Genomic DNA, 16749 nt, shown 5'->3' with positions numbered 1-16749 from the left:
GGCGTTGGCGTTGGCGTTGGCGTTGGCGTTGGCGTTGGCGTTGGCGTTGGCGTTGGCGTTGTACCAAGTTTTATATGGACGGCCGTAGGGTCAGAATAGTCCGCATAAAAATCTACTAATGGACTATTATCACTGAGTGTGGCAAATTGACCGTTACGTGCAGTAGCTTTAACCACATTTAGCCAAGTACTGGAGTTTGGCATTGCTTGAACGGCTTGAGACGCATTAATTTGCAATTTACCTTTACTAATATCTGCATTACCATCAACTAATAACTTACCATAATCGTCCGCTGTATTTAGACCTACCGCTAGAACCTCACCATCACGCATGGCGTAATCGCCATTTAGTTTTAAAGTGCCTTGGTCAATGTGAGTCTCACCGGTCCAAGCTTTACTAGCCGTGTTCATAGCTAGTAAGCCTGTGCCTTTTTTTATAAAGTTACCGGAGCCACCAATAACCGCCTTATCAAAAATATTTACATTATTGGCTAGTGTCTCAATTGTTCCACCTAAGTTGTTTATGCTAATCACATCTGTTGAGGTAAAATTACCAAATAACTCGGGTTGAGAGGCTGTCAATTGAATCGTCCCACCGTTTAAATTGATAGTAGAGGGTCTAGCTTGGGCATTACGATTAATTTCTGTAGTTTTCAATACGGCATCTTGAAATAAAGACAACTCTCCTTTTCCGAATCCACCAAAACTAATAATAGGAGCATTAAAATTAGAGCTATTGATACGAATAGAACCTTCCGCGTTTGGATTAAGACCCGCTCCGCCAATGTAAGTAACGCCATTCACCTGGGCATTGCTATCAGCGGAAACAAATAAATCACCCTTACCTTCTTCGCCAACTATTAGATCTCTACCAATACTCAAGTTGGTTTTTGAGATAAATCCAGCTTCTCCCGTACCTTGTTTGCCAATGACCATGTCTCTACCTACTGATAGAGAACTACCTGATGTAAAACCTACATCACCAAAACTGTTAGCTTTATTACCTAATATTAAGTCATTATCAATAACGACTTTACTATCTATAGTTGCACCAAGATGATTTTCCTTATTTCCTACTTTATTACTTTCATTACCTACTATCATGGAACCACTGTGAATAACTCCACCCGATACTGCACTTAAATAACCATGTCCTTGATAGCCAACCGTAGTTAATCCTGTTACATTGATATTACTTGTACCGCCTGTAGAATTGGATGCACTTGCTTCACCATAACTATTAACTGCATTACCTAGCAATAACGAGTCAGTACTATAACTAGAGAATACGTGCAATCCATTAGCATTACCAGTGTCACCAACAATAGTTGATTTTGTCTGTAATGCTCCATCGCGAATTACAGCAAATTCCGAACTAGAATCATATGAACCATTACTAATTATTAGTTTTTCTACTGATAATTTGCCGCCTTGAGAGGTATATGTTTTACCCCCATTGCTAATTGCCAAGCTATCAGCCACTACCTGTCCATTATTCTCAATGTCAAAGCTTTTTGCAAAGGTAGGGTCATTGACAATGATGTGTTTGGCAGTAAGTGATGTTCCAGTATTGGTTACTCTGTCACCATTAGCATTGTAGACAGGCTCATTAAGTACAGTCGAACCGGTTTGATAATAAGTATCTAATGCATGAGCAGGTAAAAGAGTGCCTATATTCATCAGTGATAATAATGAAATAGCTGATGATTTACCCAATTTACTCGATGATTTACCACGAGCTTTTGCCGTTTCAGCGACACACTGCCATACGCCCAATGATCTATTAAATACCACACGGTACACTTGATTCATAGTAATTCTCTATTATTTCTCTATCAGCTTTAAAAAATATTAATCATTTGAATTTAACAATTCGAAAATAGTTTGAAGTTAATTTGCTCAAAAGATTAGTATGAAACGAAAATGAATTATTACAGAATTTTTACTATACAATAATATACAGTAATATGACATTATTAATTTAAATAACCTACACATAAAACAAACATTTTTATAACATTTGTTTGTTTTTATAAAATAATATTAAGATTAAATTAATTCTTTTAGCTAAAATACAGAGGTCATTTAAAAATTTTAAAGGTAGGTCAGGATATCGTTGCTTTTATAGTATTTCACAATTTTGATGTTTATTGATATCTAATCGCATGAAATATAGCGCAATAGCTTTGGCGTTAGACGCTATGGAAGCCCTGATAGCGAGAGATAGATTTTTTTATTTGGAGTCACCACAAAATTTCGGAGAAAATAACACACTAAGTAATTTTGTCGATATAAAAAACCAGTTAAATCAAAAAACTCTATTTTTTTATTGTAAAGGCTCAGTCAAGATTGCTAAAAAATCAAATAATCAAGAAAATTTCCACAAAGCTCTTTAATAACAACTACTTAAAATTGAACAAATGTCCCAAAATTACTATATGGTCTGAATTAGTGCTCACCTTGAAGTGACTAATTTTTTAGCCTATCGCGAAGGAAATTCATTTTGCAGACCTATACCTATCATATTGTTAATGTCTTTGCTGACAATCACTTTGGTGGTAACCCGCTTGCTGTATTTCCTAATGCTGATGACTTAACTGATCAGCAGATGCAAGCGATTGCTCAGCAGTTTAATCTAAGTGAAACCGTATTTTTATTTGCTCCCACTGCTAAGCATGGCGTTCAAGCGGTTGCTGATTTACGCATTTTTACCCCAAATTATGAAATGCCATTAGCAGGTCATCCCACGCTTGGAGCTGCATTTGTTATTCAACAACTGCAAAATTTATTAAATAACTTTGTGTTAAACACCATAGCCAAGCCAGTAGAGGTCCAAGTTAATGACAGCCATATCGAACTGTCTTTAACAGGTTTTGAACAGCGCATCAGTGTCGCGACACATGAAGAGCTGGCAAAAATAACAGGATTGATGGCAGATGATATTGCCAATCAGGCTTATTGGATGAATACAGGGACTTCGCAATTACTATTAAACGTGCTATCAAAGCAGAAGCTATATGACGCTAAAATCAATAAAGAGCAACTGCAAACTATTTGTCAAAAAGACAACGAGCTTGCCATGCTATATTTGTGGTACCAAGACCACGATGATGTGTTTGTACGGTTTTTCTCGATAGAAAATAATCAAGTGGTGCAAGATAGCGGAACTGGGTCAGCCTGTGCCAATCTGGGTGCATATTTTATTTCACAAAACCAGCATCCAATCCATAAACGTATTTTTCAAGGTGATGAGATAGGGCGTCCTAATCGGTTAATGCTGAAAGTTGATGAGAAACAAACTATTTATGTGGGTGGCAATGTGATCGCGGTAGGTAAGGGTGAGTTTTATTTACCAGACGTATAACCAACTGAATTAAGCTTTAAATTGCTGGGCGAAGCGAAGCCTCAAGACTCCAATTGCAGAAGATTCAATAAATTATTGCAACCGCTGACATGATAATAATACCTGCTAGAATCGATAGCATCGACATGATCGCTGAATACACATATTTATCATTCATTTTATCTCTCCATAGAAAGGCTAATAGCCAAATCCCAAACAGCTTTGATAAAAGCAAATATTTCCACCAGCTAGGTTGAGTCAAAGGTTGGCCATCAAAGGGCGTAAAGCTAAACACTACATTGGAGAGCTTAAACATTTTTCAAGTATAATGGACGTGAAAACTTTTAGCATTGTTAAGCCATTGAATTGACTATAGCATATGTACTTTCAATCTTTACAGCCTCAACAGCCATTAAGCATTGTTGAAAAGCAGTACGAAACAGGGATGTGTGAGCCATTGCACAGCCATGTCTGTCATCAGCTGATTATTGTCAAACATGGCTTTATCCGAGTAACGACGCCTACTGGCCAATTTGCCATTACCCAAAATCGAGGAATATGGCTAACAAAAGGTACTGAACATAGCCTAACTATTTTAAAGAATACCCAAGTTTTATCCGCCTTTGTTGAACCATTGACACGGGCAGACCTACCCAATCGCAGTCAAGTGGTTGCCATCAGCGAGTTACTGCAAGCGTTGCTTGGCAGTGCCGTTGGTATTGACAGTCATTATCAAACCAATACCCGTGAAGCTTGGATCGTTGAGCTGATACTTGATGAACTTCGATGTTTAACACCGCTCGCAGAATTTGAAGTACCACAGCCCACTTTGCCTGAGTATCAAGCCTTGCTTGAAAAAATTAGCGAGCGACTCTCTCATCCATGGGCACTTGCTGATATTGCCCACCTGCTTAACATCAGTGAACGCACGGTATCACGGCAATTTACTCAGCAAACAGGGTTGAGCTTTATTGAATGGCTAAGACGGCTACGGTTGCAGTACAGTCTTGAGCTATTATTGCAAGGTCAAAGCGTAGTCGATGTGTCATTAACTGTTGGTTATGACAGTCCTAGTGCGTTTAGTACCGCTTTTAAACAACGTATTGGGCTATCACCGACCCAATACGTTGCTCAATATGAGCGATAATGATTTATGTTTACTTTCTATTCTAAAATTGATAACTGGCTCATCATCATATTTGTTATGGGCAGTATAGCATTGTTGATGTCTCCCTTCATTTATCATCGACACAAGCATATACCATTAGTTCAAAGTTATTTTGTGCTATTTTTTCCAACAGTATTTGCTCTGGTATTAATGTGGTTGCCTGTGTTTAAAACATCCTATCAATTGACCCAAATGGATTTAATCATACATAGTGGCTTCTCTAATACTGTCATTCCTCGCAATACCATTATTGATGTTAAGCCTAGCCATCGTTTAATAGCGTCGCCTGCCTTGTCCCTAGACAGATTGGATATCAGTTATCAAGTAAAGCCGAATAAAATCGAGCATATTTTGGTATCACCTGAAAATAAGAACGATTTTATCCAGCACCTAAACCTGCGTTAACAGCTTATTGCAATCTATCCGCTGCTCCAATCCCAGCGTTCAAAACCGCCTGCATGGACGTTTTTGCGACATCATCGCCAATCGCTACCCCATAAAACCGCTTATCATCTTCTTTTAGCACCACATAACAAATCGCTTGGCTATCGCTGGCTTTACCTAGACTATGCTCATCATACTGCTCAATGCTAAATCGTCTATCGAAATGGCTGTTAATCGCATTTACAAAGGCAGAGAGTATTCCATTGCCTATACCGTCAATTATTAACTCATTGGGGTTAGAAAATTCAACCATTAAATGGTAGTCACTGGCATTGTTTTTCCCAGTAAAGCCTTGTACTTGATAGCCTGTTTGCTGAGGTAAGTTTAAGCCATAACGTTCTTTAAACAACTGCCAAATCTCAGCCATACTGGCTTCTTTTTCATACTGGTGGGTAAAGTCTTTAACCTGTTGGCTAAAGTCCAGCTGAAACGCACGGGGTAATTTGATGCCATGATGAGTTTCAAGCAGCCATGCTGCACCGCTTTTACCAGATTGGCTATTGACCCGTATGACTGCTTCATAGGTTGCACCAATATCTTTAGGATCAATGGTAAAGTACGGCACATTCCAAATACTATTTGGATTTTCTTGACGTTTAGCGAAACCCTTTTTAATCGCATCTTGGTGAGAGCCACTAAAGGCAGTAAATACGAGTTCACCGGCATATGGATGTCGTGGATGAATCGGCAGCTCATTGCAATAGGTCATTACATTAGCCGTTTGTTGAAGGTTTGAAAAATCTAAGTTGGGATAAATGCCCTGGGTATATAGATTTAACGCCAGTGTTACCAAGTCAACATTACCGGTGCGTTCACCATTGCCAAATAAACAGCCTTCGACTCGGGTTGCCCCAGCAAGCATGGCAAGTTCAGCGCAGGCTACCCCGGTGCCCCTGTCATTATGCGGATGAATACTAATCGTAATATGCGATAAATCCGAAAAATTTTGCATAAACCATTCAATCTGATCGGCATATACATTGGGTGTATTCATCTCAACCGTGGCAGGTAGATTGATAATCATGGGCCGATCTGCTGTTGGTTGCCAGACATCTTTAACCGCTTCACAAATCTCTAGGGCAAATTCTCGCTCAGTAAAGCAAAAAGTTTCTGGTGAATACTCAAATTGCCATTGGGTGTTGGGATTTTGCTCACAATGCTGTTTAACCAACTTTGCCCCATTTACTGCTAATTCTATGGTACTGGCTTTGTCTTGGTTAAATACCACCTCACGAAAGACGGGGGCAGTGGCATTGTATAAATGGACAATCGCTTTGGATGCGCCTTGTAATGCGTCAAAGGTCTTAGCAATAAGTTCAGGACGTGATTGGGTAATGACTTGAATCCATACATCGTTAGGAATAAGCTTGTCATCGATTAATTGACGCACAAAGTTAAAATCGGTATCCGATGCTGAAGGGAAAGCCACTTCAATTTCTTTAAAGCCAATCGCCACCAAATGATTGAATAGATACAACTTCTTGTCCGTATCCATAGGGTTAATTAACGCTTGGTTGCCATCTCTTAAGTCAGATGAGCACCAACGTGGGGCAGTAGTAAGCTGATTGTTACACCAGGTGCGAGTGGAAAAGGGCTCAACTGTGAATCGTTGATATTTAGTTTGGGGATTGGTTAGCATGGTTATCTCCTTATTGGGTTAAACCATGCTATCGAAATTTTAGTGGTGATGCCTTCGAGTTTCGGACAGGATTCTTTGCTAGTGGTTTTCGGCAAATAATTGTGATGTTTAAATCACCCACACAATTTTGAAATTTAAAAAACAACTGTATTGGGCATTAACTATTAAATTACCCTATAGTAGCCAATTAAAATAGGAACTAATCATAGGCATCATCATATGAAACTACTCGGCATCATTGGCGGCATGAGTACCGCAAGTTCAATCAGCTACTACCAAAAAATCAATGAACAAATCAATCAACGTCTTGGCGCTAATCATGGGGCTAGGCTAGTGATTTATAATCTCGACTTTGAAGAAATTGCTCAACTACAAAAACAAGGCAACTGGCAACAAGCAGGTGAGATGTTAGCGGATGCTGCAAAACGCTTAGTACTCGCAGGCGTTGATGGAATCTTACTTGCCACCAATACCATGCACAAAGTCGCTGAGTTCATCACAGATGCGATAGATGTACCATTTTTACATTTGATTGACATCACGGCTCAAGCCATTGCTAAACAAGGCTTGGACAAAGTAGGATTGTTAGGGACTAGTTTTAGTATGACGGATGGCTTTTACCAAACAACTTTAGCCAAATATGGTATCCAAACGATTATTCCTAACGAATCTGATCAGCAAATCGTGCATCGCATTATTTATGATGAGTTGTGTTTAAACAACATTAAACGGAGCGCTGCCGAGCAATATATTCAAATCATTGAGACACTCAAAGCGCAGGGTGCACAAGCCGTAATTTTGGGGTGTACTGAAATCGGACTGCTTATCAATGAAGAAAATAGCCCCCTACCTGTGTTTGACACCACACTTTTACATATTGATTCAGCGGTGGCGTGGATGTTGGCTCAATAAAAATCAGCGATTACTAATGGGTTAAGTAGTCGCTTTATAAGAACCTGTTCACAATCTTTTCAATAACAAAGCGATGAAAGCGAAATTGGTAAATTGAAGGCTCGAATTTAAATGACGCTCACAGTTTTTCCATAAGCGTCTATTTTTCTCAAGCCAAGCAAACGAACGTTCTACAACCCATCGCTTTAGTATGACTTTAAACGTGTGCAATTCATCTCTTTTGGCAACTTCTGTGGTAACGGTTTCGCCTAAAATAGATTTAACACTATTAGCAAATGGCTCACCTCGATAACCGCCATCAACCATCACATTTTTTACGCGGCTTAATCGTTTGGTATTTTGACGAAGTAACGTTGTAGCACCGTCACGGTCGGTGATATTGGCAGTGGTAATACAGATAGCATGGGGCAAGCCTTGGCTGTCTACTGCAATATGGCGCTTAATCCCTGATACTTTCTTTCCTGCATCATAACCTTTGTACTTAGCAGTATCTGTGTTCTTAACGCTTTGAGCATCGATAATGATAAAACTGGTTTTGCCCTTACGTTTGTGCTTCTTTCGCGCTTTTTTGACCAATTTTTTTTAAGGCTTGGTCAAGAATGCTGTTGCCTTCTTCATCAAGCTCGCTCCATTTCTGAAAGTATGAGTGGACGGTGCGCCATTTGGGAAAGTCATGGGGCAGCTGTCGCCATTGGCAACCTGTTCTTAGTACATACAATAACCCACAAAATACGTCATAAAGGTCAACCGTTCTTGGCTTGGTCTTCTTCCTTGCACTTTCTAAAATAGGTAGTATGTGCTCAAATTGTTTTCGACTAATGTCGCTTGGATAGGCTTTTCTCATGGTGATTGATTCGGTTATTAATTGATTACGTAGCTTATCCTAGCATATTTTTTAATCGTGAACAGGTTCTAAAACATAACGGCTATACCAATCAATCACCGCCATCAAATACACAAAGCCCTTAGACAGGCGAATGTAAGTGATATCGGTACTCCACACTTGGTTACAGCGGGTGATGGGTACATTGTAAGCCCCCGACCATACCCCTATTGAGGTGGTATCCAGACATGTGGTAGCAGCTCATCAATCTGGCTATCAGGATGCGTCGGCAGACGACTCAACACATCTGCCAAATACGCATAGGGGTCAAGCCCATTAAGCCTAGCTGACTGGACAAGCGACATAACATTCGCCGCCCGCTGACCGCTCTCAAGCGACCCTGCAAACAACCAATTCTTTCTGCCTAACGCCCATGGACGCATCTGATTTTCTGCCCAATTATTATCAATCGGTAAATTGCCATCCTCAAGATAACGTGTCAGAGCCTGCCACCGTTTCAAACAATACTCAATTGCCTTAGTAATACTGGCATTCTTAGTCGTGCCTAGCCTTTTCTCCTGTAACCACGCATAAAGTTTATCCGCAACTGGTTTTGCCTTCTGTTGCCTGATTTGTCTAACTATTTGAGCATCTCTGGGCATTGGCGTTTGGTTTCTCTCAAACTGCTCATCAATCTTACGCTCAACGGCATACAGCGATTGAAACAATTCTAGTGCCTCAATACTAATAAGACTCTGCCCTGTCACATGAAGCTCATGAAACTTACGCCTAGCATGGGCCATACAACCCACTTCAATCACCCCTCGCCCAAATAATGGCTTATAGCCGTTATAGCCGTCGCAAACAAGCTTGCCCTTAAAGCCCTGCAGAAAAGCATTGGGATACTCACTACCCCGACCTTGGGCAAAATCATACACCACCGCTTTGATTGGGCTGTGCTTTGGGGTCACATACGCCCAGACATAGCCTTGCTTTAACTTGCCTTTAGCATCTTTCATGCCATAGCCATTTAATACTTTGACTGGGGTTTCATCGGCATGCACAATTGGCTGAATAAGCATGAGTTTGATTAATCGATTAACTAAAAACCCAAGCTGTACCCCACAACGTCCCACCCAATCGGCTAAGGTCGAATCAGATAAATACACCCCACTACGCTGATAAATCAGGCTTTGGCGGTATAAAGGCAGATGGTCAGCGTATTTACTGATAAGCACATGAGCCAGTAGTGCAGGCGTCGCAATGCTTTTATCAATGATTTGGGCGTCGGTTTTGGCTTGAACCAGCTTTTCACGGTTGCACTCAGCGTTACGGCAAATGTATTTAGGATAAACATGACGCTCACGGTAAAACTGCTTTGGCTTAAAGCCAAGTTTGTCTTGAACATCCTGGCCAATTTGCGTCATTTGACAGCCACACTCACAGGTAATTGACGGTGGTTCGTGGATGATGGTGTGAATGTCGAGGTTGTCAGGGATAACGAGGCGTTTTTGTCGTTTGGGTTTGGTTGGTGTTTCTGATTGTGTGCCTTTTTCTTGCGTATCAATCGGCTTGCTAGCAACCAGTTTGGCTCGCTCGTCATCGCTAAGATTGGCTAAGAAGTTGTCATGGGCTTGTTCAAGCAAGGCTAGGTCTTCTAGGGCGGTTTCTTTGTTTAGGTGGTCTTGTTTGGGGGTTAAGCCTTCGCTTTTTTGCCCAAACAGCCGATGGATAAGACGTTGCTGTTTGGTGATGGCGTCAGTGAGCTCTTGGTTAATGCGAGCAAGCTTAGCTTCGTATTGCTGCCTTTGAGCGTCCATTTGTTGTTGGTATTGCTGTTTGAGTTGCGCTGCTTGCTGTTGGTAATGTTGTTTTTGTGCGTCAAGCTGCTGTTGAAGCCGAGCGTTTTGGGCTAATAAATCAGCATAGCTTGGCGCAGTTGGGTCGGATGGGTGGGCGGTGGTCATGGTATGAGTTTGCCATAACCGCCCTGCATTGTCAGTAAATAGGCGGTGATAGTTGAGATTTAGCGGCTTTATGATAAAGTCAGCTTAGGTAAGCGGGGTGAGTATATCTTTGCCTAGGTTGTGCCAAGGCAAACCACTAACCAAGGCGTTAAATTGCTCGTGGCTGATGGTGAGTCCTGTGGTTTGGTTGGATGGGCTGTGATGTCGCATGAGACGTTCGCCAAGTCCGTGAAATTTGCCATCATCGAGTGTTCGGGTGCATAGCCATATGCCCAGGCCGTCATGGATGAGTATTTTTAGCCGGGTGCCTGCTTTGTTGTAAAATAGGTAGGCACAGTTTGGGCGGATGCCTGGGTGGTGCTGTAGGATGAAGGCGAGTAATTTGTTACTGCCACTTCGCATGTCCATGGGAGTGGTGGATAGCCATATTTGTTGGGGGTTGATAAGGGGGTTCATTGTAGCCCTCGCAGTAATTCAATAAGGCTGTAATTGTCAATTTGGTCGATGGTGAGTTTTATGGGCGTCCCGTTATGGCTGGGAATTTGTAGTTCTACGCCTGTGATGGTTTGAGCTAAGGCAGTTGCTTGTGGTGTTTGTTCGTGATGGCTTCTAGATTGCAGGGTGATAGGCAGAAAGACAGGCTCATGTTCAATGAGGTTAATATCGAAGTTTGGGTTGGCTAATGGTTGAGTTGCTGCGATTTTCTCGTCTCTGGCAGCTTTTATCCATTTCTGCAATAAGTTTGGGTTAATGCCATGACCTTGAGCTAGCCTCGCTATCGAGCGTTCGCCTGTTAAGGCTTGTTCTACGAGATAGGCCTTGAGTTCTTTGCTGTACGTTCGTCGCTTCGGTTTGGTTATGTCTATTTGTGCCATTCTAGTGCCCACTTCATTTTTTAGTGGGCACTATCTCGTATTTTTTAGAATGGTGGTAGATGGGATGGTCGGATGCTTACGGTACATTCCTTAGCAAATAGGGATAAACTTGATGCTCAGGATTAGGTTTACTCGTGTTAGGACGCTGGTAGATGGCATCTAGCCCCATTTGCCGTAGTAGTCGCCTGACTCGCTTTTGTCCCACTAGATGACCCAATTGCTTAAGGTGAGCTGTCATGCGTTTGACCCCGTAAAATGGGGTTGTGGTGTACTGTTCGTCAAGCAGGTTCATCAAGGTAACATCAAGTTCACTGATGGGCTTTGGCTGATAATACAGACTTGAGCGGTTAATACCAAGTAGTTCACATTGCTTACGAGTACTAAAATCCTTATTGTCAGGCTCTAGCAGTTGTTTACGAGCATTTAGAGTAGCTGTGAGGACTTTTTTTTAAGCCAGTCTCTCTCACTAATGACTTGCCCTAATTGCCGATGAAGTTCATCGATAGTGGTTTGCTGGGCTTGTTCGTTGTCTTGCTGTTTGGTGTTAAAGGCGGTTGGTATAACAGCCAAGGCTTGCTTTTTCCAGTTGCTGATTTGGGTTGCATGAACACCGTATTCAGCAGTCAGCTCATTGATCGTCTTTTGCTCTTTGATGGCTTCAACAGCAACTTTACTTTTAAATTCAGCATTATGACGTTTACGAACTTTTGTCATTAGATAGACCTCTTTGCTTAAGGGCTATTCTATCTTATTTGCTATGATTTTTTGGTCTAGTTTTCTGGGAGTATTATAAAACAAGGCAAACCTTCTTAAAACTTGAGATAAATCTTTTTATATATTCAGTTCTGCCGTAGGCATATATTCCCCATTTACCCAATCGTAAAGCTGGATATTACAAACACCATTCAAGCGATGCCCTAATACCATTGCAAAAACTGAGGGTGCTTTAATAAAGAGGTGTAATTTAGATAATTTATTCTCAGCCTTGAATGAAACTAAAGCTGATTTCGCTTCTTTAACAGCAAGATTGAGAGTTTCCATATTATCAATGACATTAGAACTTTCTAAATTCAGTCTAGGTAAGTTCTTTATTTCATTAATCGTAGAGTCAATGTCTTTACCTATAGCTGTGGGAAATCCGATAGTAACTATAGCTTCAGTTTTACCATGTAGTTCAATAGAGTTAGTTTTATTAAAAAACTGTCCCTCTTTCTGTTTATGGTCATCAGTGCGATAAGCGAGACCATTATGTTCTATTTCAAGTAGGAAATTACGTGTGGCACTAAAAACATAGCCAAGCATACATGCAGTGGACATTCTTTGTTTGCCATCTATAAGGAGGGTTCTACGGTCACCACTGTTATGAATGAAATCCCCAATCGATACTGCTTTTTTGATTAGGCTGTTCCAGTCGCTGGAGGTTTTTTGAGCACGATCAGGACCATTGAAATCACTAATATCTAAGTTTAAGTCTTGGTGCTGACTGGATGACGCTGAAAGATTAATTTTAATAGGATCTGATAGCCACTGGGTTCTATCTTCTTCAAGAGCATGGCAAATAAAATTTTCAAAGTCTTTGCGATGTATTGGGCCAAAAGAAGAACGAGAAATCAGGTTTTTAAACTGATCTCTTAACTGTTTGGCTTTACGTGTAGTGAGTTCGATATTGGATAATTTCTCTTCTATTTCGCCTATAAATACAGAGTCGCTATCTTCCGCATTGAAAGACAGGAAATCAACATGATCAAGTGCAAACTCAGCAAGTGAAGTTTCGAATCCCTTATCGCTACACCACTGAGTAATATCCTGACGACTTTTTTGTAAAATCACAGAATCTGCACTGTATGAAGAGCCAACGCCTCTAATTCTTTCAATCTGGGCAAGAAATGGGTGAAGTGTAGAGGTATAAAGTGGGCATACTAAACCAAAGCGAGTAAATTCACTTGAGGGAATATCAAATGCTTCCTTGAAGCGCTTAATTTCTTTCCAGAAGTCTGTAGAAGTCAGCGAATGATTTTTAGCTTCATACATGACACGCTGGAAATCTTTCTCTAAAGAGAAGTAGCAAACCTCAACGTCACCTATTGATTCACTCACAATGTGACTAAAAGCACTTTCAGATAGCCATAGTGGCAAGTTCTTTAATACAAAAGCATCCTGATATTCAAATCCTACTCGTGCAATTGCACCACCAGTTGATTGTTTTTCTAACAGACTTGCACTCATTATTATCTCTCTAAATCCAGGGTGGACCGGTAATAGGAACCATCTGGTAGGTAGGTGTGGGCGCTGCCCTCAAGATGATTGTTTTTTAAATGGAAAATCAGTAAGACTACAAAATTTGCACCCACTTTTGGATCGGACACTAATTCCCTCATGGTGTGATGGTCTTTACTGCTGGGTTGTACACTAAAGAGAGGATGGCTATGCCATTCACCTAAATAGTTAAATTTTTGATAATTATTGTTTGTTGATTTATGAAAAAGGCGGATTGCTTTAATAGCATCCGTAATCCCACGTACAAAGGATGCTATCGTTCCACTCTTTTGAACAGTTAATGAGCTAACTCTAAAATGGTTTGTACCTATATGCTCACCCATTAAAACACCGCCACATTCGTGGGTTCCAGACTTCAACAGGGCTTTTATCAGTAAAATTTGTATATCAGTAGGAATGGATATTTTCAGCATCAGTATTAACCTTTTATCGGTTCAGGCTCTTCAATAGAATTGCCATTTTCACTTTCAGATATTTGTTTATCTGTAGGAGATTCTGTTACTAACGCACCTGAACAATCGATAGGATGAGTATCAAAAGGACATTGAAATATCCAATATTTACGGAACCCTATTAAATATGCTGAATAGGGATAAGAGGATTGCTCATCAATTGTACATAAAGCATCTAATGTGAACTGCGTCATAGACGCTGCAAGAGCCGTTACATCTGCATCTGATGCAATATATGTTTGGTTTTGTGTTTGAAAGCCGTAATTATTAACCTTGCCCTCTGGAATTGGTTCCAACGTTTGTAAGACACCATAAATATGATTGCGAAGTTCTAAGGGGGAGGCATCTAACGTTGGGCGACTACGGGCCATCATTGCTCCACCACCGCCACCAAAGATTTCACCCCATACCATTGCAATATGTTTTCTTTTAGCAATTGCAGCTAATGTTAAGAAAGTATGTGTATTTGCTGTCGCATCAATAATCAGATTACATGTGGCAATCGCATTAGCGATATTGGAATTTAAATGAGGATTTTCCTGTCCACCAATTTGCATTTCATACGTTTCAACTTCTATGTCTAATACTGTTCGTTTTAATGCTCTTTCAACAGCATGGGTTTTAGCAAAGCCAACATCTAACCAGCTGAGTTCATTACGGACAAGATTGTGTGGGGCCAGAATATCATCATCAATAAGTAGAAAGTTTTTACAGCCCGACCGTGCCAGTGAAATTGCAATTTTACTTCCTAACGATCCAAGACCTACAATTGCTATCCTTGTATTATTGAGATGGCTAAATTGTGCTGGCAATCTTTGATTCTGATCATCATGTAGATTAATAGCAGGATAACTTACGAAAAGTGGTGCTGTATTATTAATCAAGAATAGTTCCAAGTTACCCTTTAAGTCATATAACAATATAGGCTGTATGGAATTTGTGAATTCCTCCTGAGCAGGCCATAAATTGCCTAAAAAGGATTCTAATGAAACTCGGTCATTTACGGATCCCTTTAGTTGAGGAACAGAATCAATTCGTATCGCCCATCCAGACAATTCAAATCTTTCATTGGAAAATGATGGTACGATGTCAGATAGAGGTTTGTTCTGAATATTTGTTGGAACAATAACGGTTTTGTCTCGAAAGCTTGAGATGGCAATCTTAAAGTCGATTTTCTCAGAATCACTACCCAAGAGTATGTGACGTAACATAGGTGTTTCAATGAACCTTTCTGAAACACCTCTTAATTTTTGACCTATTGTTTCAGAATGCCTAGATGGTACAGGTTCTACATTCATCTCCAATACAGTCATTGCATCTGTTAATAAAAGAAGCTGGGCACTTCTAACTAGATCCACTCCACTGATATTGGTATTCCAATTATCTGGGCCATATTCTAGACACAGCACTCCTGAACTACCATACTGGTGCAAGATACTCCATCTTTCACCAGATTTTTGTGGGCGTATATATGCTGGTAGCTCTGGGAAAAGCTCTGGATATACTAAAACACCATTAAAATCTATAGTTCCTATCTTTAGAGAGAAGTTCAAATGCAGTTCATTTGTGTCTGTTGAGTTCCACTCCTGAATCTTAAAACTATTTTTCTCTTTCTCAAAATCAGTCAATAACTGCCGTTCTTGAGCTAGGCGTTCTAATGGTGTTTTTAGCAGTTCCATTACGCAAAGCCTCCTGGTTTATTTGGATAAACAGGATTCGATGGAAATGTCAGTCCTATACCTAAAGCAGGGCGAATTAAAGAGCGCGACGTATTATCAGAGTTTGAGATTTTGTGCGATGCCGCTTTTGGAAAACGATTACCCATAATTTGGCGCCATAGAGCCAACGCTGCATCATCATCTACTTCATTTAAAGCGCTCCGTGCAAGAATAGCCTGTTCTTTTACCTTTTCATAAAAATCCTTGAATTCCTCTATTGTGACTGCAGAAAAAACATTATTACCTGGTACTCCAGGATCTTCTAAATATGGCATTACTCCTAATGACGCATAGATGCCATAAAAATCTTTGATCTCTTCCAAAAGATATACAAATAACTTTTCATAATTAGATTCGTTGTAATTCATATGCTTGGCCACTAAGCATTCTAATATAAATCCTTTAGGTCGTTTCAAATCAGGTAAGTTTTCACGACGCCACCATTTAAATAGCTTTACAAGTGGTTTAAATCGACCATTTGCTTGCTTATTCAGTTCGACGCACCACTCAGTATGCCCTGGAGGATTAGTAGCTAGCCACTCATCAAGATGAATATCTGGAATTAGATAACTGCCATATCCGTCTGAAATGATAGGAACAACATCCATGTCAACTTTCATAAGTTTAACATTTATTGAACGACGATTAATGGTAAGAGCTGTATATCCGACATCTTTTAAAGCTTCATTCACAGCATCTAAGACAACTTGAGGCTTATCATCTTTTGTGTGATTTGTAAGAGCAATAATATCTACATCAGGTCTTTGTGTAACCCCAGCTATTGTTGTTGGACGTATAGCTGTTTTTCTTTTATATGAACCTGATAAGAAAGTTTTAACGTGTACTTTACTAAACGTATTATGAACTTCTAAAGCGCTGCGCAAAGTGTTATGAGCACTTGAACAATCATTAACTGTTGTTGTAGATGGTTCAATATCGGAAAGTAGGTCAAGAAACTGTTGTTGAGTTGTCATAATATCCTCTAAGTCAATTTAAAAATATTTGCTAATATTAAATGCAATTAAGAAAGATAATCAGTCACTGTCAATTTCATTTCACAATTAATTATACTATGTTTATCAACGGAATCAGTTTTTGGATATATTGAACCGTCCCGGGATTGTCGGAGACA

The 16749-nt window shown here is 40.2% G+C and carries 15 protein-coding genes and 2 pseudogenes; 5 read left to right on the top strand and 12 right to left on the bottom strand.

What is annotated here, in order from left to right; translation table 11 throughout:
• The coding region (locus RT422_RS10610; RefSeq protein WP_313422233.1) for an ESPR domain-containing protein at positions 1 to 1811 on the bottom strand (1811 nt) is incomplete at its 3' end.
• Positions 1812 to 2164: 353 nt separating this feature from the next.
• Here RT422_RS10610 and RT422_RS10605 point away from each other — a divergent pair.
• From RT422_RS10605 to RT422_RS10590, 4 genes are all read left to right on the top strand, one after another.
• Positions 2165 to 2395: a hypothetical protein gene (locus RT422_RS10605; protein WP_060994872.1), complete on the top strand. Its 231-nt coding sequence runs from the start codon at positions 2165 to 2167 to the stop codon at positions 2393 to 2395.
• A gap of 107 nt (positions 2396 to 2502) precedes the next feature.
• A complete protein-coding gene (locus tag RT422_RS10600; RefSeq protein WP_060994873.1) occupies positions 2503 to 3363 on the top strand; it encodes a PhzF family phenazine biosynthesis protein in 861 nt (286 codons plus the stop codon).
• A 358-nt stretch (positions 3364 to 3721) separates the two neighbouring features.
• The gene (locus RT422_RS10595) at positions 3722 to 4489 is read left to right on the top strand and encodes a helix-turn-helix transcriptional regulator (RefSeq protein ID WP_060994875.1); all 768 of its coding nucleotides are present in this window, start codon (positions 3722 to 3724) and stop codon (positions 4487 to 4489) included.
• 183 nt (positions 4490 to 4672) lie between these two features.
• Entirely contained in the window at positions 4673 to 4915 is a 243-nt protein-coding gene (locus tag RT422_RS10590) for a PH domain-containing protein (protein WP_157797669.1), read from the top strand.
• A 4-nt stretch (positions 4916 to 4919) separates the two neighbouring features.
• Here the strand turns inward: RT422_RS10590 and leuA are convergent, their stop codons facing one another.
• Positions 4920 to 6593 (bottom strand): 2-isopropylmalate synthase, encoded by a 1674-nt coding sequence (leuA, locus tag RT422_RS10585; protein ID WP_060994877.1) that lies wholly within the window; start codon positions 6591 to 6593, stop codon positions 4920 to 4922.
• Positions 6594 to 6812: 219 nt separating this feature from the next.
• Between leuA and RT422_RS10580 the strand changes: the two genes are divergently transcribed.
• Entirely contained in the window at positions 6813 to 7505 is a 693-nt protein-coding gene (locus RT422_RS10580; protein ID WP_060994878.1) for an aspartate/glutamate racemase family protein, read from the top strand.
• A 48-nt stretch (positions 7506 to 7553) separates the two neighbouring features.
• Here the strand turns inward: RT422_RS10580 and RT422_RS10575 are convergent.
• The 10 genes and pseudogenes from RT422_RS10575 to RT422_RS10530 form a co-directional block, all read right to left on the bottom strand.
• Positions 7554 to 8349 (bottom strand): IS5 family transposase gene (locus RT422_RS10575; RefSeq protein WP_313422230.1). Its coding sequence is split into 2 segments (ribosomal slippage): positions 7554 to 8087 and positions 8089 to 8349, totalling 795 coding nucleotides; the frame shifts between segments, so codons are not numbered across the junction.
• Between the two features lie 69 nt (positions 8350 to 8418).
• A pseudogene (locus RT422_RS10570) lies at positions 8419 to 8526 on the bottom strand (DDE-type integrase/transposase/recombinase); the annotation flags it as partial.
• Between the two features lie 29 nt (positions 8527 to 8555).
• The gene (gene tnpC, locus RT422_RS10565; RefSeq protein WP_313422228.1) at positions 8556 to 10295 is read right to left on the bottom strand and encodes an IS66 family transposase; all 1740 of its coding nucleotides are present in this window, start codon (positions 10293 to 10295) and stop codon (positions 8556 to 8558) included.
• Positions 10296 to 10379: 84 nt separating this feature from the next.
• Positions 10380 to 10751 (bottom strand): IS66 family insertion sequence element accessory protein TnpB, encoded by a 372-nt coding sequence (gene tnpB, locus RT422_RS10560; protein WP_138018975.1) that lies wholly within the window; start codon positions 10749 to 10751, stop codon positions 10380 to 10382.
• The gene (locus RT422_RS10555) at positions 10748 to 11170 is read right to left on the bottom strand and encodes a transposase (RefSeq protein WP_007117400.1); all 423 of its coding nucleotides are present in this window, start codon (positions 11168 to 11170) and stop codon (positions 10748 to 10750) included. The genes tnpB and RT422_RS10555 overlap by 4 nt, the downstream gene beginning before the upstream one ends.
• A 79-nt stretch (positions 11171 to 11249) precedes the next feature.
• Positions 11250 to 11884, bottom strand: a pseudogene (locus RT422_RS10550) (IS3 family transposase); the annotation flags it as partial.
• Positions 11885 to 12001: 117 nt separating this feature from the next.
• Positions 12002 to 13396, bottom strand: a complete 1395-nt coding sequence (locus RT422_RS10545) for a dsDNA nuclease domain-containing protein (RefSeq protein WP_060996052.1) — start codon at positions 13394 to 13396, stop codon at positions 12002 to 12004.
• A gap of 2 nt (positions 13397 to 13398) precedes the next feature.
• A complete protein-coding gene (locus RT422_RS10540) occupies positions 13399 to 13860 on the bottom strand; it encodes a Mov34/MPN/PAD-1 family protein (RefSeq protein WP_000913089.1) in 462 nt (153 codons plus the stop codon).
• 5 nt (positions 13861 to 13865) lie between these two features.
• Complete coding sequence (locus tag RT422_RS10535; RefSeq protein ID WP_099834601.1) at positions 13866 to 15578, bottom strand: ThiF family adenylyltransferase; 1713 nt, start codon at positions 15576 to 15578, stop codon at positions 13866 to 13868.
• Complete coding sequence (locus RT422_RS10530) at positions 15578 to 16591, bottom strand: SMODS domain-containing nucleotidyltransferase (protein WP_060996055.1); 1014 nt, start codon at positions 16589 to 16591, stop codon at positions 15578 to 15580. Before RT422_RS10530 ends, RT422_RS10535 begins: the two co-directional genes overlap by 1 nt.
• Between the last annotated feature and the right edge of the window lie 158 nt (positions 16592 to 16749).

Source organism: Moraxella sp. CTOTU49803 (genome assembly GCF_032097965.1).
Lineage (GTDB): Bacteria > Pseudomonadota > Gammaproteobacteria > Pseudomonadales > Moraxellaceae > Faucicola > Faucicola tetraodonis.
Note: the sequence above shows the minus strand (reverse complement) of the source record. Positions and strands in the feature narration are given on the sequence as shown.

What these genes read in the sequence shown, in the direction of transcription:
- RT422_RS10535 (WP_099834601.1), bottom strand. Translation starts at nt 15,578, where the DNA reads ATGGAACTGCTAAAAACACCATTAGAACGCCTAGCTCAAGAACGGCAG.
- RT422_RS10540 (WP_000913089.1), bottom strand. Translation starts at nt 13,860, where the DNA reads ATGCTGAAAATATCCATTCCTACTGATATACAAATTTTACTGATAAAA.
- RT422_RS10580 (WP_060994878.1), top strand. Translation starts at nt 6,813, where the DNA reads ATGAAACTACTCGGCATCATTGGCGGCATGAGTACCGCAAGTTCAATC.
- RT422_RS10605 (WP_060994872.1), top strand. Translation starts at nt 2,165, where the DNA reads ATGAAATATAGCGCAATAGCTTTGGCGTTAGACGCTATGGAAGCCCTG.
- leuA (WP_060994877.1), bottom strand. Translation starts at nt 6,593, where the DNA reads ATGCTAACCAATCCCCAAACTAAATATCAACGATTCACAGTTGAGCCC.
- RT422_RS10555 (WP_007117400.1), bottom strand. Translation starts at nt 11,170, where the DNA reads ATGGCACAAATAGACATAACCAAACCGAAGCGACGAACGTACAGCAAA.
- tnpB (WP_138018975.1), bottom strand. Translation starts at nt 10,751, where the DNA reads ATGAACCCCCTTATCAACCCCCAACAAATATGGCTATCCACCACTCCC.
- RT422_RS10530 (WP_060996055.1), bottom strand. Translation starts at nt 16,591, where the DNA reads ATGACAACTCAACAACAGTTTCTTGACCTACTTTCCGATATTGAACCA.
- RT422_RS10545 (WP_060996052.1), bottom strand. Translation starts at nt 13,396, where the DNA reads ATGAGTGCAAGTCTGTTAGAAAAACAATCAACTGGTGGTGCAATTGCA.
- RT422_RS10595 (WP_060994875.1), top strand. Translation starts at nt 3,722, where the DNA reads ATGTACTTTCAATCTTTACAGCCTCAACAGCCATTAAGCATTGTTGAA.
- tnpC (WP_313422228.1), bottom strand. Translation starts at nt 10,295, where the DNA reads ATGACCACCGCCCACCCATCCGACCCAACTGCGCCAAGCTATGCTGAT.